Here is a 20,589-nt window from a genome sequence, read left to right as displayed (position 1 = left end):
TACAACACCGAACGCATCCAACAACGACTCAAGGGCCTGACCCCGATGCAATATCGAAATCAGACCCTTGAAGCCCTAACCGCCTAGAATTAAACCAGTCCAACTTTCGGGGGCCAGTTCACACGCGGTTTTCGGGGCTTATTTGATCGAAACGTGCTCGCTACCCCTGGGCGCTAGAATGAAGGCCATGCGACCTGAGCTTTCTTCTTATGCCCATCTTGCCTCCGGCAAGGTCCGCGATATCTACGATGTAGATGAGAACACCCTGTTGATGGTGGTCTCGGACCGCATCTCGGCCTACGACCATGCCCTCGAACCGGCCATCCCGGACAAGGGCCGCGTGCTGACCGCAACCTCGAAGTTCTTCTTCGACTCCATCGATTTCCCCAACCACCTGGCCGGCCCGCTCGATGATGAGCGCATCCCCGCCGAGTGCCTCGGCCGCGCGATGGTGGTCAAGAAGCTGGATATGCTGCCCTTCGAGTGCGTGGCCCGCGGCTTCCTCACCGGTTCCGGCCTGAAGGAGTACAAGGCCAACGGCACCGTGTGCGGTATCGAGCTGCCGGAGGGCCTGGTCGAGGCTTCCCGCCTGCCCGAGCCCATCTTCACCCCGGCCACCAAAGCAGAACAGGGCGAGCACGATGAGAACGTCTCCTTCGACTACGTGGTGGACAAGCTGGGCGCAGAGCGCGCCGAAGAGCTGCGCGCGGCCACCCTCCGCATCTACTCCGAGGCCGCCGCGCTCGCGGAGGAGAAGGGCATTATCCTCGCCGATACCAAGTTTGAGTTCGGCCTAGACCAAGACGGCACCCTCGTGCTGGCCGATGAGGTCCTTACCCCAGATTCCTCCCGCTACTGGCCGGCCGATTCCTACGTGGAGGGCGAGGTCCAGCCATCCTTCGACAAGCAATACGTGCGCAATTGGCTGACTTCCGACGCCTCCGGGTGGGACCAAGCCGCTGACGGCACCCCGCCCCAGCTTCCCGACGACGTCGTTTCCGCCACCCGCCTGCGCTACATCGAGGCCTATGAGCGGCTTTCCGGTGAGCGCTTTGCGGACTTCCTCTCGCCCGAGGCCTAGCTCTCGCGCTTTGGGGCGCCACGCGTACAGTGGGGCGGCATGAGCAACGAGAATCTTTCCGCCCCCGTGGCCGCCGTTCACCCCGTGACCCGTTCCTTCCACGGACGCGAGTTCGTGGATAACTACGAGTGGCTGCGCGATAAGGAATCCCAGGAAACCCTGGATTACCTCAACGCAGAAAATGATTACACCAAGGCGAAGACCGCGCACTTGGATGAGATGACGGAGAATATCTTCCAGGAGATTAAGTCCCGCATCAAGCAAACCGATATGTCCGTGCCTTCTCGCCGCGGCGATTACTGGTACTACGGCCGCACTGAGGAGGGCAAGAGCTACGGCTACTCCTGCCGCCTCCCGGTAGAGGAGGGGGCTGACCCATGGACCGCCCCGGTTATCCCAGAGGAAGGCACCCCGGCAGGCGAGGAGATTATCCTTGACGCCAACGCGCTGGCGGAGGGCAAGGACTTCTTTGCCCTCGGCGCCGCCTCCATCTCTGATTCCGGCCGCTACCTGGCCTATTCCGTGGACTTCGCCGGCGACGAGCGCTTCGAGCTCTACATTAAGGACTTGGAAAGCGGCGCGCTTCTCGACGACCACCTCAAGGGCATCTTCTACGGCGCCACCTGGGCCGGCGACGGCTATATCTTTTACACGACCGTCGACGAGGCATGGCGCCCCGACGCCATCTGGCGCCACAAGGTCGGCACCGCGCAGTCCGAAGACGTGCAGGTGTTCAAGGAAGAAGACGAACACTTCAACGTCGGCATAGGCAGCGCTCGCTCCGATAAGTTCCTCTTCCTTGGCGTGAGCTCCAAGGTGACTTCTGAGGTGTGGGTCCTCGAAGAAGACAACCCCGAGGGTGAATTCCGCCTGCTGTGGGAGCGCGAATCCGGCGTGGACTACGACGTCGACCACGCCGTCGTCAAGGGCGAGGATTACTGGATCGTCACCCACAACGCCACCGGCCCCAACTTCGAGGTCGGCTATACCAAGGCCAAGGATGAGCTGCCCGCCCTACGCGAGCTGCTGGCGCTCTTGCCGCACGAGGAGACCACCCGCATCGAGGGCGTGGACACCTACCGCGATCAGATTGTGGTGGGCTACCGCCGCGGCGGCATCGGCCGCGCCGCAATCATGCGCGTGAACGACGGCTTTAGCGAATTCGAGGAGCTCAACTTCAACGAAGAACTCTTCACCGTGTCCGTATCCGGCAACCCCGAGTGGGACGCACCGGTGCTGCGCGTGAGCTACGTGTCTTTCACCCAGCCCTCCCAGCTCTTTGATTACCGCGTGGATACCGGCGAATTTACTCTACTCAAGGAGCAGGAGGTTCCCGGTGGCTATAACCCAGATGATTATGTGGCCTACCGCTTGTGGACCACGGCTGCCGACGGCACTGACATCCCCGTCTCCATTGTCCATCGCGCCGATCTTGACCGCACCCAGCCGAATCCGACTCTGCTCTACGGCTATGGCTCCTACGAGGTCAGCGTGGATCCCGCCTTCTCCGTTACCCGCCTGTCCCTGATGGACCGCGGCATGATTTTTGCGGTCGCCCACGTGCGCGGCGGCGGCGAGATGGGGCGTACCTGGTATGACGACGGCAAAATGCTCAAGAAAAAGAACACCTTTACCGACTTCATCGACGTCGCCGATGACCTCATCGCTCGCGGCGTGACCACCGCAGACCAAATGGTGGCCGAGGGCGGTTCGGCCGGCGGAATGCTCATGGGCGCTATCGCCAATATGGCCCCTGACCGCTTCACCGCCATCCAAGCCGTTGTTCCGTTCGTGGATCCTCTGACCTCGATCCTCATGCCGGAACTGCCGCTTACCGTGCCTGAGTGGGAGGAATGGGGCGACCCGTACCACGATCCTGAGGTCTATGACTACATGAAGTCCTACTCGCCGTACGAGAATATCGAGGCCAAGGACTATCCGGACATCCTGGCTATTACCTCGCTCAATGACACCCGCGTGCTCTATGTTGAGCCGGCCAAGTGGATCGCCCAGCTGCGAACGACGGCCACCGGCGGCGAGTTCTTGCTCAAAACCGAAATGGCCGCGGGCCATGGCGGCGTGTCCGGTCGCTATGAAAAGTGGCGCCAGAATGCCTTCGAGTACGCGTGGACCATCAACAAGGCCACCGGCTTGGAGAAGTAAAACCCGGATAGGGGGCCAACGCGCGAATCCTAAATTCCTGTGCGATAATTTTCCTTATGAATGGCCACCTTCTGGTATCTATCTCCAGCATCTTTGATGACACACGGAAGCAGGCTAGCCGGCTCCTCTCGATCCTTGATCGGGAGGAGATTCCTGTTTCCCTGCTGATTGCCCCGCATATCGACGGCAACTGGCACCTCGCCAAAGACAAAGACACCAAGAAGTGGCTGCAAGACCAAGCCGATGCCGGCCGCGTTCTTATCCTGAACGGTTTCGATCGTTCGGTGCAGGGCCGCCGCGCGGAATTCGCTAACCTCGATTCTCACGAGGCGAAGCTGCGCCTTGCCGGAGCCACCCGCCAGATGGCCAAGATCGGCTTCGAGCCCACCATCTTCGCGCCCCCTCGCTGGCGCATGTCGCCCGGCACCTTGCAGGTCTTGCCGCAGTTCAAGTTTGAGGTAGCCGCCTCCACCCGCGGCATTCTCCAGATCAATTCCGGTAAGTTCCACCAGGCCCGCAACCTTTCTTTTGGTGAGGGCTTTGGTTCCGCCAAGTGGTGGCGCAAGAACATTATTCGCGCTGCTGAGCGCTCCGCCCAGCGTGGCAACACCGTCCGCCTTTCGGTTTCCGGCCGCAACTTGGATGACCGCAAAGTTATTAATGACTTCGTCAAAGCCGCCGACCGGGCCATCAACGCCGGCGCGACCCCTGCCGATTACGGCGCTTACCTTCCGAAATAGTCCGCGCATTCCCTCACCAGAGGCTCCGCGGAGCAATAAGTGCAGCTTCGCGATTTTCGTCCATATAAACGCCCATTTCCGTCGACGGTTGTGGTGGTTTATATGGACGAAATCGTTGAAATCACAAAAATTAAGACCCCGCCGCTTGGGATTTATCCAAAAGCGAGCGGGGTTTGCGTTTGTGGGAGGTTAGCGCTGCAGGCTAGTGATGAAGTTCTTCACTTCCTTTGGCAGCATGACCCAGATGGGGGCCGGGATGGCCTTCTGGAGGTTGCCGGTCACGGCGAGGAAACCAGGGATGGCGACGAGGCCAGCGATGGCCGCGATGGCGGCGGCGATGCCTGCACCGACGGAGCTGGTGCTGGAGCTAGAGCCGGAGGCAGGCTTATCCGGCTTCTCAGAAGGATTCTCGGAGGGCTTGTCCTCTGGCTTACCTGGCTCATCGGAAGGCTTGTCCGCAGGATCATCCGGCTGGCCGGCGGAGTCGTCCGCGCCGAGGGTGAAGCCGACCTTGACCGGGTCGTGGTCGGAGGCGCGGAATGGGGAGTCATCGTAGAAGTCGACGATGTTGTAATTGCGGCGGGAATACTCGAAGGCGACGGGTTCGTCGGCATTGATGTTCCACACTTGGGCGTCGTCAAGCGTGCCGGTGGCAACCTTATTGGCCAGCACGTGATCCAAGGTGCCAAGCAGGCCGGAGAACTGGTAGGAGGGATCGGCACCATACTTTTCGGCGGGCACGGTAAAGCCATCGTTGCGGAAGACGTCGAGCGCGGTCTCGTGGGTATAGGTATTGAAATCACCCAGGGCGAAAAGCGGCTTGTCCTTCCAGTCTTCCTGCTTGTGGAGGGCATCGAGGACGGCCTGTGCCTGCGCGTTGCGCACGTTCGGGTTATTGCCCTGGCCATCGCCGGAATCGGCATCGCCCTTGGCCACCGAGCCCTTGGATTTGAAATGGTTGGCTACGGCAACGAAGGACTCCTCGCCCTCCTTTAGCGGTTGGAATTCCTGGGCGAGAGGCTCGCGGGCGGTGCCGGTGAAGCGATCATCTTGGAAGATGCGGGACTCGCCGATAGGCTTGACCACATCTTTGTGGTAGATAAACGCGGTGCGGATGACATCCGGGGAATCCGGTACGGCGTCCTTAGAAGGGGAAGGAACGAAGGCCCACTTATCGGAGCCTGCGGCCTCGTTGAGCTTTTCCGTCAGGTGCTTGAGGGCCTTATCGCGCTGGGCAAAGTCACCGGTGACAGCGTAGCCATCTTCGATTTCGGAAAGGCCGATGACATCGGCATCGAGGCCGTTGATGGCGGCGACAATCTTGCGCTCCTGGTCTTCTAGTGCAGATTGGGTATAGGCGCCGCGGGTCTTGCCGCGGTTGACGGTGACCTTATTGCCCTCGCGGTCGGTGTAGGCGCTGCCGCCGAATTCCTCGCCCAGGGAGGTGAAGTAGTTCAGCACGTTGAAGGCGCCAATGGTGTACTCGCCCTTGACGTCATCGATGGCGTGCAGCTCAGCCTCGCGGGAGTTCTCCCAAGAGATGGGCAGGTCTGCGCCCGCGGTGTTGCCGGTAACCGGGGTGGTGGGCTGGAAGCGCCACTGCTCATGAGAAAAGCCCACGATGACCGGGTGCTGGAAAGAGACGGTATCGGTGGTACGCAGGGACTTGATGGTCTGGGCATCATCCTGGGCGATGTACGGCAGCGGGGTATTCTGGTCGGTCTTGAGATAGTCGCGGGTGCGGCCGTCATCCAAGGTGACCAGCTTTTCGGCGTTGTCCTTGGTGAGCTTCTGGATATCGGAGTTGGGATCGGTGGAGGGGGAGAAGACATCGGAAGGCTGGCGGAAGGCTTCCTTGCCGGGGGCGAGGCCGACCTCGCCGTACTGGTTGAGCGAATAGTTATTCGTTACGGTGTGTTCGCCGGGCTGGATGAGCATGTGCTCGAAGGGCTCGCGGGCCTCGTTGCCATCGGGAAGCTGGTCTACCTTGAGCGGGGTGACCTTCTCCAGCGGGGTATCGAGCTGCGTGACCGTGGAGGCGGTGAGCTGGGTGGAGCCATAGAATTCGGAGACCTTGCCGGTGACCTCAACGGAATCTTCCAGGGCTGGGTACTGGTCGGCCGGCTTATCGCCCATGTAGACAAAGATGGCCTGGGAGGCGTCGGTGGACTCGGCGCCGGTGCCACCAGTCTGGATGGTGAAGCCATTAAGGCCGCCTTCGGTCCACACGCCGGTGACGACGCCCTCGGTGGCCACGGTCTGGTCCTTGAGCGGGGATTCGGCGCCGGTGCCCTGGATATCCGCGATGGCGGTTATGCCCTCGGGGGCAGGCTGCGCGGGCTCGGCCGGATTCTCAGGCTGCGGGGCGGGGGCCTCGTTACCGGAGTTGGTCGGGGTAGGGGCGCCGCTGGTGAAATCGGCGGCGTTGTCATCGCTATCGGTGCCCTCGGTGTCGCGGGAGGCGGACTTGGCATTGGACAGGCCCGCGGCGGCGGTGCCTTCCTTGAGGGAAGCGGCGCCGTAGCCGATGGCATCGATGGGGGTACCGGTGGCGTCGGCAAGCTGCACGGAGCCCTTGGAACCGGACATGTTGAGGTTGCCCTCGGCGTCTGGGGCAGGCAGGGCCTCGCCCGCGCCATTGCCGGCCGCGCCCTGCACCAGGAAGTAGCCGTGCGGCGCGATCGTGCCGGAAAGCTTCACCTTGCCACCGGTATTGCCGGAGGCGGAGAAGTACTCCACGGTGTAGCCGGTCAGGTCAATCGGGGCATCGGTGGGGTTATAGAGCTCGATGAAGTCATGGGTGAAGGCAGCGCCCTTATTGCCGCCTCCCCCGTAGACCTCGGAGATGACTGCGGCGGAGCCATCGGTGGCGGCCGTGGCGGTAGGAACGGCAAGGGCGGCAGAAGACAAGGCGGTGGCAAGTGCCAGCGCGCCCAGGCGGCGAGAAGACATAGAATCAACCTTAAAAAGAGAGCGACAGTGTGCGTTATTTATTAGTAGAGCGCCGCGCCGGGCCAGGTTGGAAAGCACGCCGAAGTTTGCCAGAGCGTCGTTTGAGGTTCACGTAGAGTTTGCCCAACCGGGGTGAAACCCACACTGCGGGGGTGAGTCTAGGTAAAAGGCGGGGGTGCCAACTAAACTAAGCCGCGCAGACCAAAGCCCCATACAGTAAGGCAAATATTTCATGGCTCGTGTAGTTGTCAATGTCATGCCCAAGGCGGAGATTCTGGATCCGCAGGGTCAAGCCGTCGTCCGCGCGCTGGGTCGCATCGGGGTATCCGGTGTCAGCGATGTGCGCCAGGGAAAGCGCTTCGAGCTCGAGGTCGATGACTCCGTTACCGCAGAGGACTTGGAGAAGGTAGCCGCCACGCTGCTGGCCAATACCGTCATCGAGGACTACGAGGTTGTTGGGCTGGAGGTCAAGTAAGTGACCGCCACAATCGGAGTAATCACTTTCCCCGGAACCCTGGATGATGTGGATGCCGCTCGCGCTGCCCGCACCGCCGGCGCAGAGGTCAAAAGCCTCTGGCACGCAGATACCGATCTGCACGGCGTGGATGCGGTAGTAGTGCCGGGCGGTTTTTCTTATGGTGACTACCTGCGCTCGGGCGCGATTTCCGCGCTCGCGCCGGTGATGCAGTCCGTTATTGATCGTGCGAAGCAGGGCATGCCGGTGCTCGGCATCTGCAATGGCTTCCAGATCCTTACCGAGGCGGGCCTGCTGCCAGGCGCGCTGACCCGCAATAAGGGCCTGCACTTCCACTGCACCGATACCTACCTCGAGGTGGCCAATTCCACCACCGCGTGGACTAGCGAGTTTGAGCAGGGCCAGAAGATCCTGGTGCCGGCCAAGCACGGCGAGGGCCGCTTCCAGGCCGGCGATGATGACATCGCCCGCATCGAGGGCGAGGGCCGCGTGGTCTTCCGCTATACCGATAATTACAACGGTTCCGTCAACGGCATTGCCGGTGTGAGCGATGAGTCCGGCCGCATCGTGGGCCTCATGCCGCACCCTGAGCACGCCATTGACACGCTAACCGGCCCATCCACCGACGGACTGGGACTTTTCGTATCCGCCATCAAGGCCGTCGCCCAGGCGCCGGCGGTTTAAGGAGGCCATTTTCATGACCGTTCATAATGACACCGTAGAAAAGGCGCAGTCCACCCCGGACGAGCAGCAGCCCTACGCGGAACTCGGCCTCAAGGATGACGAGTACCAGCGCATCCATGACATCCTGGGCCGCCGCCCCACCGATGCGGAGCTGACCATGTACTCCGTCATGTGGTCCGAGCACTGCTCCTATAAGTCGTCCAAGACGCACCTGCGTTACTTTGGCGAGACCATGACCGAGGAGATGGGGGAGAAGATCCTCGCCGGCATTGGTGAGAACGCTGGCGTGGTGGATATCGGAGACGGCAACGCGGTGACCTTCCGCGTGGAGTCCCACAACCACCCCTCCTACGTGGAGCCTTACCAGGGTGCGGCCACCGGCGTGGGCGGCATCGTCCGCGACATTATGGCCATGGGCGCTCGCCCGATTGCCGTGATGGACCAGCTGCGCTTTGGGCCTGCCGACGCCCCCGATACCAAGCGCGTCCTGCCCGGCGTTGTTTCCGGTATTGGTGGCTACGGCAACTCCCTGGGCCTGCCCAATATTGGCGGCGAGACCGTCTTTGATGAGACCTATGCCGGTAACCCTCTGGTCAACGCCCTGTGTGTGGGTACCCTCAAGGTCGATGACCTGAAGCTGGCCTTTGCGTCCGGCAAGGGCAACAAGGTCATGCTCTTCGGCTCCCGCACCGGTCTAGATGGCATCGGCGGTGTGTCCGTGCTGGCTTCCGATACTTTCGAGGACGGTGCCGAGCGCAAGCTGCCGGCCGTGCAGGTGGGCGACCCCTTCGCGGAGAAGGTCCTCATCGAGTGCTGCCTAGACCTCTATCACGCCGGCGTGGTCGTAGGCATTCAGGACTTGGGCGGCGCGGGCCTGGCCTGCGCCACCTCCGAGCTGGCTGCCTCCGGCGATGGCGGCATGGAGGTCAACCTCGATAATGTGCCGCTGCGCGCGCAGAATATGACCGCGGCCGAGATCCTCGCCTCCGAGTCCCAGGAGCGCATGTGCGCCGTTGTGGCTCCGGAGAACGTGGCGAAGTTCCGCGAAATCTGCGAGCACTGGGACGTCACCTGTGCCGAGATCGGCGAGGTCACCGAGGGTAATCACCTGGTCATCCGCCACCAGGGCGAGGTCGTCGTGGATGCCCCGGCCGGCACCATTGCGGACGAGGCTCCGGAGTATGACCGCCCGTATGCCCGCCCGGAGTGGCAGGACGAGTTGCAGAAGTATCAGGGCACCGACAAGCGTGGCCTGGTTGAGTCCCTGCAGAAGCTCGTGTCCTCCCCGGCGCTGTGCTCGCGCGATTTCATCATGAACCAGTACGACCGCTACGTGCGCGGCAATACCGTGCAGTCCCACCATGCGGACGCCGGCGTCCTGCGCATCGATGAGGAGACCGGCCGCGGCGTGGCCGTTTCTGCCGATGCGTCCGGCCGCTACACCAAGCTGGATCCGAACATGGGTGCCCGCCTCGCACTGGCGGAGGCCTACCGCAACGTCGCCGTCACCGGCGCCAAGCCCGTCGCGATCACCAACTGCCTGAACTACGGCTCCCCGGAGAATCCCGACGTGATGTGGCAGTTCCGTGAGTCTGTGCATGGGCTTGCCGACGCCGCCGTGGAACTTTCCATTCCCGTCTCCGGCGGCAACGTTTCCTTCTACAACCAGACCGGCGAAGAGCCGATCCTGCCCACCCCTGTGGTGGGCGTGCTGGGCGTTATCGATGACGTACACAAGGCCATCGGCAACGAGCTGGGCACCGTGGGCGAGAAGGAAGTGCTCATCGCCCTGGGCGAAACCAAGGATGAGTTCGGCGGCTCCATCTGGCAGCAGGTGAGCGCCGATACTTCCGATGCTTCCTCCCTCAATGGTCTGCCGCCGCAGGTGGATATGGCCAACGAGAAGCGCCTGGCGGAGTTCTTCCACGGCAATGATCTGCTCACCGCCGCACACGATATCTCTGAGGGTGGCCTTGCCGTCACCGCCTTTGAGATGGCAAAGCGCGCCGGTGCGACTGCCGACGGCGCCGGCCTCGGCCTCAACCTGGACCTCACCGCGGTCCATGAGGACGAGTTCGTCGCCGCCTTCTCCGAGTCCGCTTCCCGCGTGCTCGTGGCCACCACCGCCGACCGCGCCGATAAGGTCCTCGCCCGCGCCGGCGAGCTGGGCATCCCAGCCGCCATCGTTGGTGAGACCACCGAAACCGGCGCCCTCACCCTCGGCGGCGAGTCCGTCGCTATCTCCCAGCTGGTCGCCGCTTGGTCCGCCACCTTGCCGGACCTCTTTGACCACGCTGTGGGCGCTAACTCCGTAGTGGAGTAAAAACTCCCGGCGTTGGACAAACGCAACTATGCGACAATGCGGAAAGCCCGGCTTCGGCCGGGCTTTTTAGCTCGTTAGGAGCAGGGACAAGGCTCGGCCTTATGAAGAACAGCGTCGGGACGAGTTCTTTTCAAATATTTCCCTTTCAGGCAACCTTTTCTTAACGTCAACGGCCTACCGTGGGTGTGTCCCTCTACAAAATATCCGTTACTCATGGAAGCCAACGTCTAATGCGCATTCGTACTCTCGCTCTTACTGCTGCCGTTGCGTGTGCTGGTGTAACAGTGCCAGCCACCGCCGCCGAGAGTGGTCCCTATTACTCCACAAAACAGCACTATGAACCGCAGGGGCGGGAGTACTCCGAAGCTCCCGCAGGATTCCGACAGATCTATACCTCCACGGTGGACCGGCATGGCTCGCGTGGCCTGTCTAGCTTTAAGTATGACGACCTCGCGCAGCAGATGCTGGAGTATGCTCAGGAGCGTGGTGAGCTCACGCATCTAGGAGAAAAGCTTATTCCGCAGGTAGAAGCGATGATTTCCGTGAATGAGGAATTGGCCGGGGGCGCCGGACAAGACGCCGGATACGGAAACCTCACCGCCGTTGGGCGGGAAGAACTGCGGGGGATTGGTCAGCGCAATGCGCAACGCAATGCCGAGCTTATGCACAGCATCGACAGGGACGACTCCAAGGTGAAATTCATCTCTTCGGGTGAGGACCGCGCTAATGACTCTGGTTGGAGTTTCGGTGAGGCGTGGCTGAAGGAAGCTCCCACTCTTGCTGACAACCTCGTGGACGGAACCAACGATGGGCATGTCACCATCGAGCCACGCACTGACCTGATGTATGCGCATAAAGATAAGAAGTCACCGTCGTACGAAAAATATTCGGCGTGGAAAGACTCACCGCAGCTACAGGAAAAGATCCAGGAAGCATATTCCAAGCCGGCCTCCCAAGAAGCATCGCAGGAGTTGCTGTCCAAGATTTTCACCTCGGATTTTATCGATGAGCTAAAAGATGGGTCCATTTCTTTTAGCGCCCGTGAAAAGGATGGCAAGACAGTAGAAGGAATAGTGGACGCCGCGCTGCAGTTCTACAACCTGTACATCATTGCTCCAGCACTTGCTCATGAGGAGAAAACCCCTGCTGAGGGGTGGATATTTGATCAGTACATGGACGATGCGAGCGGGCCTACCTTTGTATACCTATTGGATGTAGAAGACTTCTATGAGAAGGGGCCGGCTATCGAGGGGCGCACTGTTTCTTACGACAATTATGAGCCGTTGCTTGAGGAAATGATTGAGGGCGTACAGGAGCGCGCTGCCGGTGGTGATATAGCTGCGGAATATAGGTTTGGTCACGCGGAAACCATCATTCCGCTCGCCGCATTGCTGAAAACACCTGGCTCAGAGAAGGGAATTCCCGCAGGAGAGCTCTACACCTGGCAGAACTCGGATTGGCGTGGTGACGAGGTCTCCCCGATGGGAGCAAATATCCAGTGGGATGCCTTCCAGAATGACAATGGCGAGACCCTCGTGCGCATGCTGTACAACGAGAAGGAAATTCCCTTCAAGGAGGGGTGTGAGCCAATAAGTGAGGGCTCGACCTTTTATACCATCGATGAGCTGTCCGCTTGTCTGCCGCTTGGTTCTGTCTCTGACCACTCTCAAGCCCATATCGATTCCACAGCGGACAGCGGGTACAAGCCACAAACAGGAAGTAGCGTTGCCTCTTCACAGCCGAACATGTGGGCGGTAGTTGGTGCCCTCGTCAGCGTACTGACTATTGCAGTGGGAACGGTGTATTTCAACCGGCAGCAGATAGAAAGTCTGCTACATAAGTTCGGCATCCAACTTCCCTTTTAGTAACGGCAGGATATTACTGAGGGGGCGGCAAACTGGGAAGTTCTTCTCGAATCACCGTTTAGTGGAGGCTTCTTAAAGGTACGGCCTCCCATATGGTTTCGTAGTTCAGTGGAATCGCAAGCAGGATCTCCACAGCGCTAGGTCTAGCGCCATTGCAGCCTTTAGTGCTCGGCTGGGCCTAGTATGTGTCGCCCTTTCGATTTCGACCTTAAAGTATGTCCGCAGCGCAACGCGTGGGCAGAGAAGAACGCGGTGGCCGCTGGATATACAGGTCAAGGGTGATGAGTCCGACCGTGAGACGTGGCGCGTGCTCAAGATGAAGTGGGCCAAGCGTAAGGATCCGGAGACTGGCAAGAACGTCAATGACGTGACCAAGCTGATTTACAACAAGCGTGTGACTATCGCTGGCATTCCGGCGGAAGCGGATGAGTACATTTTGGGTTCGCGCTCAGCGGTGGCGTGGTTGATTGACCGCTATCAGGTCAAAAAGACAAGGCGTCCGGTATTGTCAATGACCCGAATGATTGGGCCGATGAGGTGGGCAATCCGCGCTACATCGTGGACCTAATTGGCAAGGTAACGCGCGTGGCGATGGAGACGGTACGCATTGTTGATGGGCTGGTAGAGGAAGGCTCGGCTGCGGAAAGTTAGCGGCATTTTGAGGCGATTTTCCTTGAAGCCCTCCGGCCACGCCCGTAGACTTACGGTATCGTAAGTTTCTTGTCGGGGTTGGTTGCGGCTAGCAGAAGGGAAGTACCTCGTGGCACAGATGCATGCAGATAGCGCGCCGGGGCCGGGTCTTGTCCAGCGAACCTATTGGATGGCGGACCGCGGGGCTAGGCCGCTTAGCCGTGGCTGGGGGCATGCAATAGCGGCGTTATTGTCGGTGATTGCCTCCACCGTGCTCATTACCTATGCATGGATGACGCTGCACTGGTGGCAGGGGCTTGGCGTAACTGTTTACGGCGTGGGCCTGGTGGGTCTTTTTGGCGTTTCGGCGCTCTATCACCGCTACCCGTGGGCCAGCGCGCGTGCCGTGCAATGGTGGCGGCGAGCGGACCACGCGACCATCTCGGTGTTTATTGCGGCGACGTATACGCCGCTGTGCCTCATTGTGCTTTCGCCGGTGCAAGCGGCGTGGATGCTAGGCGTTGCCTGGGCAGGAGCGATGCTCGGCGCGATTTTGAATCTGGTGTGGATCAATCACCCGCGCTGGTTGGACGTGGTTGTCTACCTAGCGCTGGGTTGGCTGGTGCTGCCGCTTCTCCCCACGCTGTGGACGCAGGCTGGCGCGGCCGTCGTCTGGCTGCTCATTGCCGGCGGCGTGGTGTACTCGCTAGGCGCGCTGGTCTATGGCTTTAAGTGGCCAGGGCGCAACGCGCGTTACTACGGCTACCACGAGCACTTCCACACCGCGACGATTGCGGCGGCGGTGGTGCACCTTGTAGCGGTGTGGATGGTCGTGGTTCAGGGGGCTGCTTAGTCGGCGTCGGGGAAGAGCTCCGCGGGATCCGTGTCAGTGCTGATTGCGGCGGCTAGCAGCATGCGTGCTTGGGGAGCGCGCAGGGTGCCAGAGGAGATAACGCCGGCGTCGGCAAGCGTGGCACCGCCACCGGCGCCGCCGTAGATGCCCTCCACTGGGCCGTGATCCACGCGTGTGGTGAGCACGACCGGAACCTTCTTGGCCGCGGCCTTAGCAGCTTGGGCTAGCTCATCGCCGATATTGCCGGCGCCCATTCCCTCAATCACGATGCCTTCGGCGCCGCTGTCCAAGGAGCGCTGGATGAGATCAGCCGGCGCGCCGGGGTAGGCGGCGATGACATCGACGCGGGTATTGCCCAGCGGCTGATGCTTCAGGGCCGGTGGGCGCTTAGGCTGCTTCTTACCATTGTTATTGGCAAAGCCATCGGCTTTGGTGGTGTCGGATTTGAAAGCACCACGGGCCGGGATGACGTGATCCGCGAAGGCGATGAAGGTACCGCGGCCCTTGTTGGAAGGGTCGGTTACGGTCTTGACCGCAAGCGCCAAGTTGTCCGGACCATCCGGATCCGGGTCATCAAAGGGGCGCATCGCTCCGGTAAGGGCTACCGGCTTATCGCTGTCCTGGAAGGTATCGACGGCGATGGCGGTCTCTTCCATGGAATCGGTGCCGTGGGTGACCACCACGCCATCGACATCATCGCGCTGTAGTTCCTTATCTACGGCCTCGATGATGGTATCAGTATCGTCCAAGGTCATCGCGGAAGAATCCAGCTTGGCAATGTCTTTGACCTCTAACGTGAGCTTGTCCTTGTCAAAGGTGCCGGAAAGAGGCTCCACCAGCTTGGAGCCGGTGACGGTGGGAACCACCGCACCTGTCTTATCGTGCGTGCTTGCAATGGTGCCGCCGGTAGAAAGGACCACCACGTGGCCCTCGGCAGTGGCGCGTGGACCCTCGTGTTCCGCTGCAGAGGTTTCGGTAGTTTCTTCCGTGGTTGCAGACGTGGAACTGGCGGCGCTCTGCGGCGTGGAAGACTCGGGCGCCGCGGCCGAAGTTTCTTCCGCTGGGCGGTTATCCGGATTCTGGCAGGACGCCAAGAGGAATGCGGAAGTTACTAAGGCCAGGCCGGCACGGGCCGAGCGACGCATTGTTGAGGTGTGCATATTCCCTCGTTTCTGTGTGTGGGAGGCGAAAGCGGGCGGCGGGAATCGTCGGCCGCATATACGTCCATCTAAAGCAGAAGCGCGGGGCGTCCGCTGCCACTATGGACTTGCTAACACCGAAACGAGGGGAGAGCGGCTAGTCGATGTGCTGGTTCGATGGGGCTACCACTAGTGGTTTTGGCGAGTACTTGGCGCGCAGTTCGCGCAGGAGGGTGGCGTGCTCGGCCAGGCGCTTGTCTTCCTCGGTGTGCGGGTGGAAGGGGCGGGCCACCTGCGGTTGGCCATCGTGATCGAGGGTGATATAGGCCACGGTGGCATGGATGGCGGTTTGCAAGTGCTCGCGGCCGCCGCGGGGATTGCCGGAGCGGACGTGGATGGACATCTGCATCGACCGGGTATCGGTACGCATCATGCGGGCATCGACCTCGATGAGGTCACCGATGGAAATCGGGCGGTAGAAGCGGATGCCACCGGCATAGACGGCCACGGTGCGCTCGGCAGACCACTCCATGGTGCAGGCCGCGCCGGCCTCATCGATCCACTGCATAGCCGTGCCGCCGTGGACCTTGCCGCCCCAGTTGACGTCGGTGGGCTTGGCCAGGAAGCGGTTGACCATGCGCGGGGCGTCGGAAGGCCCGTCGTAGGTTTGCTTTTCCATCTCCGCCTCGATGGCCTGGCGCAGCTCAATGCGGGACTTGGCGGCCTCCTCAACGCGGCGCTGCTCATCGGTCTCCGGAACGAAGGGCGGCACCGGGGTGGACTTGCCGGTGGCAGGGTCCTTGGCTACGAAGATGACCAGGCAATCGCAGGCGCGGGTAAAAATGCCTTCGCGCGGGTCGGCCGAAAGTACCTCGTTGACGATGTGCATGGAGGAACGCCCGGTCATGGCGATGCGGGAGCGCACCTCCACGATGTGCCCGGAAGGGATCGGCCGGGTGAAGTGGATATGGCCCACGTATGCGGTCACGCAGTACTGGCCGGACCATTGCACGGCGCAGGCATAGGCCGCCTTGTCAATCCATTCCAGAACGCGGCCACCGCTGATGCCGGTGGCGCCGGCCATGGTGACGTCGGTTGGCGATGCCATAAAGCGCAGCGTCAGCGCCGGCGATTTCTGGTTTTCCGCAACGGAAGGCGTAGGTGACATAAACAACAAGATAACAGTAGCTATGATGTAGCTATGAAAAAGCCCGTCGATCCCGCAGCCACCCGCGCGGCCATCATGGCCATCAAAGACTGGATTGCCGCCCCGGCGGAGCACGATAAGCCTGGTAGGGCCCTGCTTGCCGACGCCGTCCGTCGCACCGCCCGCACCCTCGAGGCCGACGCGCCGGGTCACTCCGTGGAACTGCGCGTACCCCCATTTGTTGCGGTGCAATGCATTGAAGGACCCCGCCATACCCGCGGCACCCCACCCAATGTGGTGGAGACCGACCCGGAAACCTGGCTGCGCCTCGCCACCGGATTGGCGGACTGGGAAGAGGCCGTAAGCACTGGTCGCGTTGATGCTTCCGGCTCCCGCGCGGGCGAAATTGCGCAGTGGTTGCCGCTTATTCCGTTAGTTTCCGGCGGCGTGACAGGCTAATATAAACGCCGTGGTAGAAGTACATACTCCTAGTATCACCAATCTTGACGATCAGAATGAGCAGGAGCCCCGCGAAGAGTGCGGCGTCTATGGCGTGTGGGCTCCCGGGGAGGAAGTCTCCAAGCTGACCTACTTTGGTCTCTTCGCCCTGCAGCACCGTGGCCAGGAGGCTGCCGGCATTGCGGTGGGCGATGATGACCGCATCGTCGTCTTCAAGGACATGGGCCTCGTGGCCAATATCTTTGATGAGTCCACCCTGTCTGCCCTCCAAGGAAACGTAGCGGTGGGCCACACGCGCTATTCCACCGCCGGCGGCAAGGAATGGTCCAATGTCCAGCCGATGTTTTCTACCTCCTCCACCGGGGTAGACATCGCCCTTGGACACAACGGCAACCTGGTCAACTACTTAGAGCTGCGCGAGGAGGCCGTGCAGCGCGGCTTGATTAAGCCCCATGAGGAGTCTGTTTCTGACTCCATGTGCTTGTCTATGCTGCTTGCCGACGGCGTGGATGAAGACACCTCCGTCTTCGACTCCGCCCGTGACTTGCTCCCGCGCGTGAAGGGCGCATTCTGCCTGACCTTTACCGATGGTCACACCATGTACGCCGCGCGCGACCCGCACGGCGTGCGCCCGCTGGTTCTCGGCCGCTTGGCCAAGGGCTGGGTGGTGGCCTCCGAGACCTGTGCGCTCGATATCTGCGGCGCTCAGTTCATCCGCGAGATTGAACCCGGCGAGCTCGTCGCCATCGATGAGGCCGGCATCCGTTCCGTGAACTTTGCGCCGGCCAAGCGCCACGGCTGTGTCTTCGAGTACGTCTACTTGGCCCGCCCGGATAGCGATATCAAAGGCCGTTCCGTCAACGCCTCCCGCGTGGACATCGGCCGCCGCTTGGCCCGTGAGTACCCGGCCGAGGGCGCGGACCTGGTCATCCCGGTTCCCGAATCCGGCAATCCGGCCGCCGTGGGCTATGCCCGCGAATCCGGCATCACCTTCGCCCACGGCTTGGTCAAGAACGCTTATGTGGGCCGCACCTTTATCCAGCCCACCCAAACCCTGCGCCAGCTGGGCATCCGCTTGAAGCTCAACCCGCTGCGTGAAGTCATCAACGGCAAGAAGCTCGTCGTGGTGGATGATTCCATCGTCCGCGGCAATACCCAGCGCGCGCTCATCCGCATGCTGCGCGAGGCCGGCGCAGCCGAGGTACACGTGCGCATCGCCTCCCCGCCAGTGAAGTGGCCATGCTTCTACGGCATCGACTTCGCCTCCCCGGGCGAGCTGATCGCCAACGCCAGCCCCTCCGACGATCCAGAAACCGTCTGCGCCACAATCTGTGACACCATCGGCGCCGATTCCCTGGGCTTTGTCTCCATCGAGGAGATGGTGGCCGCCACCGAACAGCCCCGTTCCGAGCTGTGTACCGCCTGCTTCTCGGGTGAGTATCCACTTGGCCTGCCCGCCGGAAACTCCAATGCAGACGCCGTGCGCACCCTGCTCGGCACCGAATAACAAAGGACACCTGAAACCATGAGTGACAATACTTACGCAGCAGCCGGCGTCAGCATCGAAGAGGGCGACCGCGCCGTTGAGCTTTTCGCCCCGCACGCTAAGCGCGCCACCCGCCCTGAGGTTCTGGGCGGTCTTGGCGGCTTTGCCGGCCTGTTCAAGCTCGGCGATTACAAGGAGCCCATCTTGGCCGCCGGTTCCGACGGCGTCGGCACCAAGCTGGCCGTGGCCCAGGCCATGGACAAGCACGACACCATCGGCATCGACCTCGTCGCCATGTGCGTGGACGACCTGGTTGTCTGCGGCGCGGAGCCACTCTTCCTGCAGGACTACATTGCCGTGGGAAAGGTCGTGCCGGAAAAGGTGGCCGAGGTAGTCAAGGGCATCGCCGAGGGCTGTGTGCAGGCCGGCGCCGCGCTGCTGGGCGGCGAGACCGCCGAGCACCCCGGCATGATGGAAGAAAACGAATACGATGTCTCCGCCACCGCGGTCGGCGTCGTTGAGGCCGATGGCGTACTTGGCCCAGACAAGGTCCGTGAGGGCGACGTACTCATCGCCATGGGCTCTTCCGGCCTACACTCCAATGGTTACTCCCTGGCCCGCCACGTCCTGCTGGAGCAGGCTGGCATGCCTCTCGACGGCCACGTGGAAGAGCTTGGCCGCCCCCTCGGCGAGGAGCTGCTGGAGCCCACCCGCATCTACGCCAAGGACTGCCTGGCTTTGGCCAGCGAGTGCTCCGTATCCACCTTCTGCCATGTCACCGGCGGTGGATTGGCCGGCAACCTCGAGCGCGTCATTCCGGAAGGTTTAGCGGCCGATATTAACCGCGCCACTTGGACCCCGGGCCAGATCTTCAAACTCATCTCCTCGGTGGGCAAGGTGGAGCTGGCAGAAATGGAGAAGACCTTCAACATGGGTGTCGGCATGATTGCCGTAGTCAATCCCGAAGACCGTGACCGTGCCCTGGCAATGCTTACCGCACGCCACATCGATGCGTGGGAGCTGGGCACCGTCCGCTCCGCTTCCGGCGAGGAGCCGCGCGTGGTCATGCACGGCGAGCACCCCAACTTCTAGCAGGGCCCTGCCCCTGCCGGGGGAGGGTGTGAGGAAGGGCCCTAGGAGATTTCCTAGGGCCCTTGAGTTATCCGGCGGCGAGCGGAAGATTAGCGTTCGTCGCGGTCGTCATCATCCCATTCGTCGACGTAGTCGGCGTATGGGTCATCCTCTTCATAATCGCGGGAGTCACCCTCTTGCTGTGCGGCGAGTTCCCGTTGCAGGGACTCGATATCCATCTCGGGTGAGTTGTACTTGAGCTGGCGTGCAACTTTGGTCTGCTTTGCCTTTGCGCGTCCGCGTCCCATGTGCATGACCCCCTTGGGTTAGTAGGGCGCGCCAGGGATTCTTGGGCGCCCCATCGACTTGTCTATTGAGTATCTTCCTGTAAGACACAATAGCCTGTGTGACGAAAAAATTCCGCACCGCCCCCTAGCTAGTGGGAGATCTAACGCCCGCGCAGCCGGTTTACCGCCTCGCGCCCAGCCTTGGGGCCCTCATCCTCGGGGATGGAGGAAGGATCGATAGACGCCGCCGTATCGCCCACTTCTAGGGTGCCGGCGTCCAGCGCAGAGCGCTTCACTAGGCCTAGGGCTATGGGGCCGAAATCGCAGTCATCCACAATTGTGCCGATGCGGCCTACCTTACGTCCATTGAAAGTAATGTCATCGCCCACATTTGGACGTTGCGGCGCGGAGCCGTCGAGGTGCAGCTGCACCAATAGACGAGGGGAGCGGCCCAGATTTTCTACGCGCGCCACTGTTTCCTGGCCGCGGTAGCAGCCCTTATTGAGGTGAACGTGAGCCGGATTAGCGGCGCTGCGGCTGATCCACTGCGGCACCTCGTGGGGGATGGACTTATTATCCAGATCCGCTGCCAGCTCCGGCTCGCGGGCGCGCACGCGCTCGGCGGTAAACGCCATGAGCCCCGCTAGTCGTGCTCCGGATTCCTCCAGGTGTTTCGTTGCCTCGACCAAGGATTCCCGCGGAACACCAAGGTCAACGCGCTTGATTCCCGGCCACTGGACCTGGCGGGAAAACTCCACCATGGGTGGAAGCGAAACATCGGCCTCACCCAGGAGGGTGAGGATAGCGATATCGGCTTCCTCTACGGTGACCTCGGACCAGAAGACCATCATGGTGAGGAACTTAAAGAGGGAGTCGAATTGCGCCGCGGGGACGTCGATAAGAAAGGCATCGTCGGTCCGCACGATATCCATGTGGTGGAGGATGTGGCCTTGGATGTCCAGGTCGAGGGCGCCGGCGGTGAAGCCCACGGGGGCGTCGTCAAGCTTCTGTGAAAGCAGATTATTTAGAAACTCGGCGGCGTCCTTGCCGCTCACGCGAATGACGCGGCGCTGGGAGCGGTCAATGACGATGGTGCCGCCATCGGCGGCCCGTTGCTCGCCCAGCGGATTGCCATAGTGCCAGGCCACGCCCTGGGCATCGAGTACGGTCGCGTCCTGGTGCTCCGCGGCACCGGCGCGCTGCAGAAGAGGCGAAGAATAACTCACAACTACCG

17 protein-coding genes and 1 pseudogene are annotated in these 20,589 nt (G+C 61.5%); 13 read left to right on the top strand and 5 right to left on the bottom strand.

Annotated features, from left to right (window positions below):
* The 4 genes from MHK09_RS09900 to MHK09_RS09885 all read left to right on the top strand — a co-directional run.
* Positions 1–87, top strand: an 87-nt coding sequence (locus tag MHK09_RS09900) for an IS3 family transposase (RefSeq protein ID WP_239230518.1), incomplete at its 5' end; no start/stop codon positions are given.
* Positions 88–187: 100 nt separating this feature from the next.
* Positions 188–1,081 (top strand): phosphoribosylaminoimidazolesuccinocarboxamide synthase, encoded by an 894-nt coding sequence (locus MHK09_RS09895; RefSeq protein ID WP_250413444.1) that lies wholly within the window; start codon positions 188–190, stop codon positions 1,079–1,081.
* Positions 1,082–1,120: 39 nt separating this feature from the next.
* Positions 1,121–3,244 carry a S9 family peptidase gene (locus tag MHK09_RS09890; protein WP_250413443.1) on the top strand — a complete coding sequence of 708 codons (2,124 nt, stop codon included), beginning with the start codon at positions 1,121–1,123 and terminating at the stop codon, positions 3,242–3,244.
* A 56-nt stretch (positions 3,245–3,300) separates the two neighbouring features.
* Positions 3,301–3,984, top strand: coding sequence for a DUF2334 domain-containing protein (locus MHK09_RS09885; RefSeq protein WP_005325788.1), 684 nt, complete (start codon positions 3,301–3,303; stop codon positions 3,982–3,984).
* Positions 3,985–4,173: 189 nt separating this feature from the next.
* Here MHK09_RS09885 and MHK09_RS09880 read toward each other — a convergent pair whose 3' ends face one another.
* A complete protein-coding gene (locus MHK09_RS09880) occupies positions 4,174–6,936 on the bottom strand; it encodes an ExeM/NucH family extracellular endonuclease (RefSeq protein WP_250413442.1) in 2,763 nt (920 codons plus the stop codon).
* 232 nt (positions 6,937–7,168) lie between these two features.
* Between MHK09_RS09880 and purS the strand changes: the two genes are divergently transcribed.
* The 6 genes and pseudogenes from purS to trhA all read left to right on the top strand — a co-directional run bounded on the left by purS (position 7,169) and on the right by trhA (position 13,766).
* Positions 7,169–7,411, top strand: coding sequence for a phosphoribosylformylglycinamidine synthase subunit PurS (purS, locus tag MHK09_RS09875; protein ID WP_150850979.1), 243 nt, complete (start codon positions 7,169–7,171; stop codon positions 7,409–7,411).
* Complete coding sequence (purQ, locus tag MHK09_RS09870) at positions 7,412–8,095, top strand: phosphoribosylformylglycinamidine synthase subunit PurQ (protein ID WP_005325791.1); 684 nt, start codon at positions 7,412–7,414, stop codon at positions 8,093–8,095.
* Positions 8,096–8,108: 13 nt separating this feature from the next.
* Positions 8,109–10,418 (top strand): phosphoribosylformylglycinamidine synthase subunit PurL, encoded by a 2,310-nt coding sequence (purL, locus tag MHK09_RS09865; protein ID WP_250413441.1) that lies wholly within the window; start codon positions 8,109–8,111, stop codon positions 10,416–10,418.
* A gap of 230 nt (positions 10,419–10,648) precedes the next feature.
* On the top strand, positions 10,649–12,283 hold the full coding sequence (locus MHK09_RS09860; protein ID WP_250413440.1) for a histidine-type phosphatase: 1,635 nt from the start codon (positions 10,649–10,651) through the stop codon (positions 12,281–12,283).
* 253 nt (positions 12,284–12,536) lie between these two features.
* A pseudogene (locus MHK09_RS09855) lies at positions 12,537–12,934 on the top strand (type ISP restriction/modification enzyme); the annotation flags it as partial.
* 118 nt (positions 12,935–13,052) lie between these two features.
* A complete protein-coding gene (trhA, locus tag MHK09_RS09850) occupies positions 13,053–13,766 on the top strand; it encodes a PAQR family membrane homeostasis protein TrhA (protein WP_250413445.1) in 714 nt (237 codons plus the stop codon).
* Here trhA and MHK09_RS09845 read toward each other — a convergent pair.
* Positions 13,763–14,926: an asparaginase gene (locus MHK09_RS09845; protein ID WP_250413439.1), complete on the bottom strand. Its 1,164-nt coding sequence runs from the start codon at positions 14,924–14,926 to the stop codon at positions 13,763–13,765. The genes trhA and MHK09_RS09845 overlap by 4 nt on opposite strands.
* 136 nt (positions 14,927–15,062) lie before the next feature.
* Positions 15,063–16,073 carry an acyl-CoA thioesterase gene (locus MHK09_RS09840; protein ID WP_250413438.1) on the bottom strand — a complete coding sequence of 337 codons (1,011 nt, stop codon included), beginning with the start codon at positions 16,071–16,073 and terminating at the stop codon, positions 15,063–15,065.
* A gap of 33 nt (positions 16,074–16,106) precedes the next feature.
* Between MHK09_RS09840 and MHK09_RS09835 the strand changes: the two genes are divergently transcribed.
* From MHK09_RS09835 to purM, 3 genes are read left to right on the top strand one after another with little or no spacing between them, the layout of a single operon-like run.
* Positions 16,107–16,511: a sterol carrier family protein gene (locus tag MHK09_RS09835; RefSeq protein WP_250413437.1), complete on the top strand. Its 405-nt coding sequence runs from the start codon at positions 16,107–16,109 to the stop codon at positions 16,509–16,511.
* A 10-nt stretch (positions 16,512–16,521) separates the two neighbouring features.
* A complete protein-coding gene (purF, locus tag MHK09_RS09830; protein ID WP_239278196.1) occupies positions 16,522–18,018 on the top strand; it encodes an amidophosphoribosyltransferase in 1,497 nt (498 codons plus the stop codon).
* An 18-nt stretch (positions 18,019–18,036) separates the two neighbouring features.
* On the top strand, positions 18,037–19,089 hold the full coding sequence (purM, locus tag MHK09_RS09825) for a phosphoribosylformylglycinamidine cyclo-ligase (RefSeq protein WP_239281240.1): 1,053 nt from the start codon (positions 18,037–18,039) through the stop codon (positions 19,087–19,089).
* 89 nt (positions 19,090–19,178) lie between these two features.
* On the opposite strand, the gene MHK09_RS09820 is transcribed toward purM, so the two are convergent.
* Positions 19,179–19,376: a DUF3073 domain-containing protein gene (locus MHK09_RS09820; protein ID WP_005330028.1), complete on the bottom strand. Its 198-nt coding sequence runs from the start codon at positions 19,374–19,376 to the stop codon at positions 19,179–19,181.
* Positions 19,377–19,516: 140 nt separating this feature from the next.
* The gene (ygfZ, locus tag MHK09_RS09815) at positions 19,517–20,581 is read right to left on the bottom strand and encodes a CAF17-like 4Fe-4S cluster assembly/insertion protein YgfZ (RefSeq protein WP_250413436.1); all 1,065 of its coding nucleotides are present in this window, start codon (positions 20,579–20,581) and stop codon (positions 19,517–19,519) included.
* Positions 20,582–20,589 lie beyond the last annotated feature (8 nt).

Origin of the sequence: Corynebacterium tuberculostearicum, assembly GCF_022347235.1 — a bacterium.
Classification (GTDB): domain Bacteria; phylum Actinomycetota; class Actinomycetes; order Mycobacteriales; family Mycobacteriaceae; genus Corynebacterium; species Corynebacterium tuberculostearicum_F.
The sequence above is the reverse complement of the archived record's forward strand: the minus strand, read 5'-3'. Positions and strand labels throughout refer to the sequence as shown.

Excerpts from the sequence above, each read along its gene's own strand:
- MHK09_RS09895 (WP_250413444.1), top strand. The coding sequence starts at position 188 with ATGCGACCTGAGCTTTCTTCTTATGCCCATCTTGCCTCCGGCAAGGTC.
- MHK09_RS09890 (WP_250413443.1), top strand. The coding sequence starts at position 1,121 with ATGAGCAACGAGAATCTTTCCGCCCCCGTGGCCGCCGTTCACCCCGTG.
- MHK09_RS09885 (WP_005325788.1), top strand. The coding sequence starts at position 3,301 with ATGAATGGCCACCTTCTGGTATCTATCTCCAGCATCTTTGATGACACA.
- MHK09_RS09880 (WP_250413442.1), bottom strand. The coding sequence starts at position 6,936 with ATGTCTTCTCGCCGCCTGGGCGCGCTGGCACTTGCCACCGCCTTGTCT.
- purS (WP_150850979.1), top strand. The coding sequence starts at position 7,169 with ATGGCTCGTGTAGTTGTCAATGTCATGCCCAAGGCGGAGATTCTGGAT.
- purL (WP_250413441.1), top strand. The coding sequence starts at position 8,109 with ATGACCGTTCATAATGACACCGTAGAAAAGGCGCAGTCCACCCCGGAC.
- MHK09_RS09860 (WP_250413440.1), top strand. The coding sequence starts at position 10,649 with ATGCGCATTCGTACTCTCGCTCTTACTGCTGCCGTTGCGTGTGCTGGT.
- trhA (WP_250413445.1), top strand. The coding sequence starts at position 13,053 with ATGCATGCAGATAGCGCGCCGGGGCCGGGTCTTGTCCAGCGAACCTAT.
- MHK09_RS09845 (WP_250413439.1), bottom strand. The coding sequence starts at position 14,926 with ATGCACACCTCAACAATGCGTCGCTCGGCCCGTGCCGGCCTGGCCTTA.
- MHK09_RS09840 (WP_250413438.1), bottom strand. The coding sequence starts at position 16,073 with ATGTCACCTACGCCTTCCGTTGCGGAAAACCAGAAATCGCCGGCGCTG.
- MHK09_RS09835 (WP_250413437.1), top strand. The coding sequence starts at position 16,107 with ATGAAAAAGCCCGTCGATCCCGCAGCCACCCGCGCGGCCATCATGGCC.
- purM (WP_239281240.1), top strand. The coding sequence starts at position 18,037 with ATGAGTGACAATACTTACGCAGCAGCCGGCGTCAGCATCGAAGAGGGC.
- MHK09_RS09820 (WP_005330028.1), bottom strand. The coding sequence starts at position 19,376 with ATGGGACGCGGACGCGCAAAGGCAAAGCAGACCAAAGTTGCACGCCAG.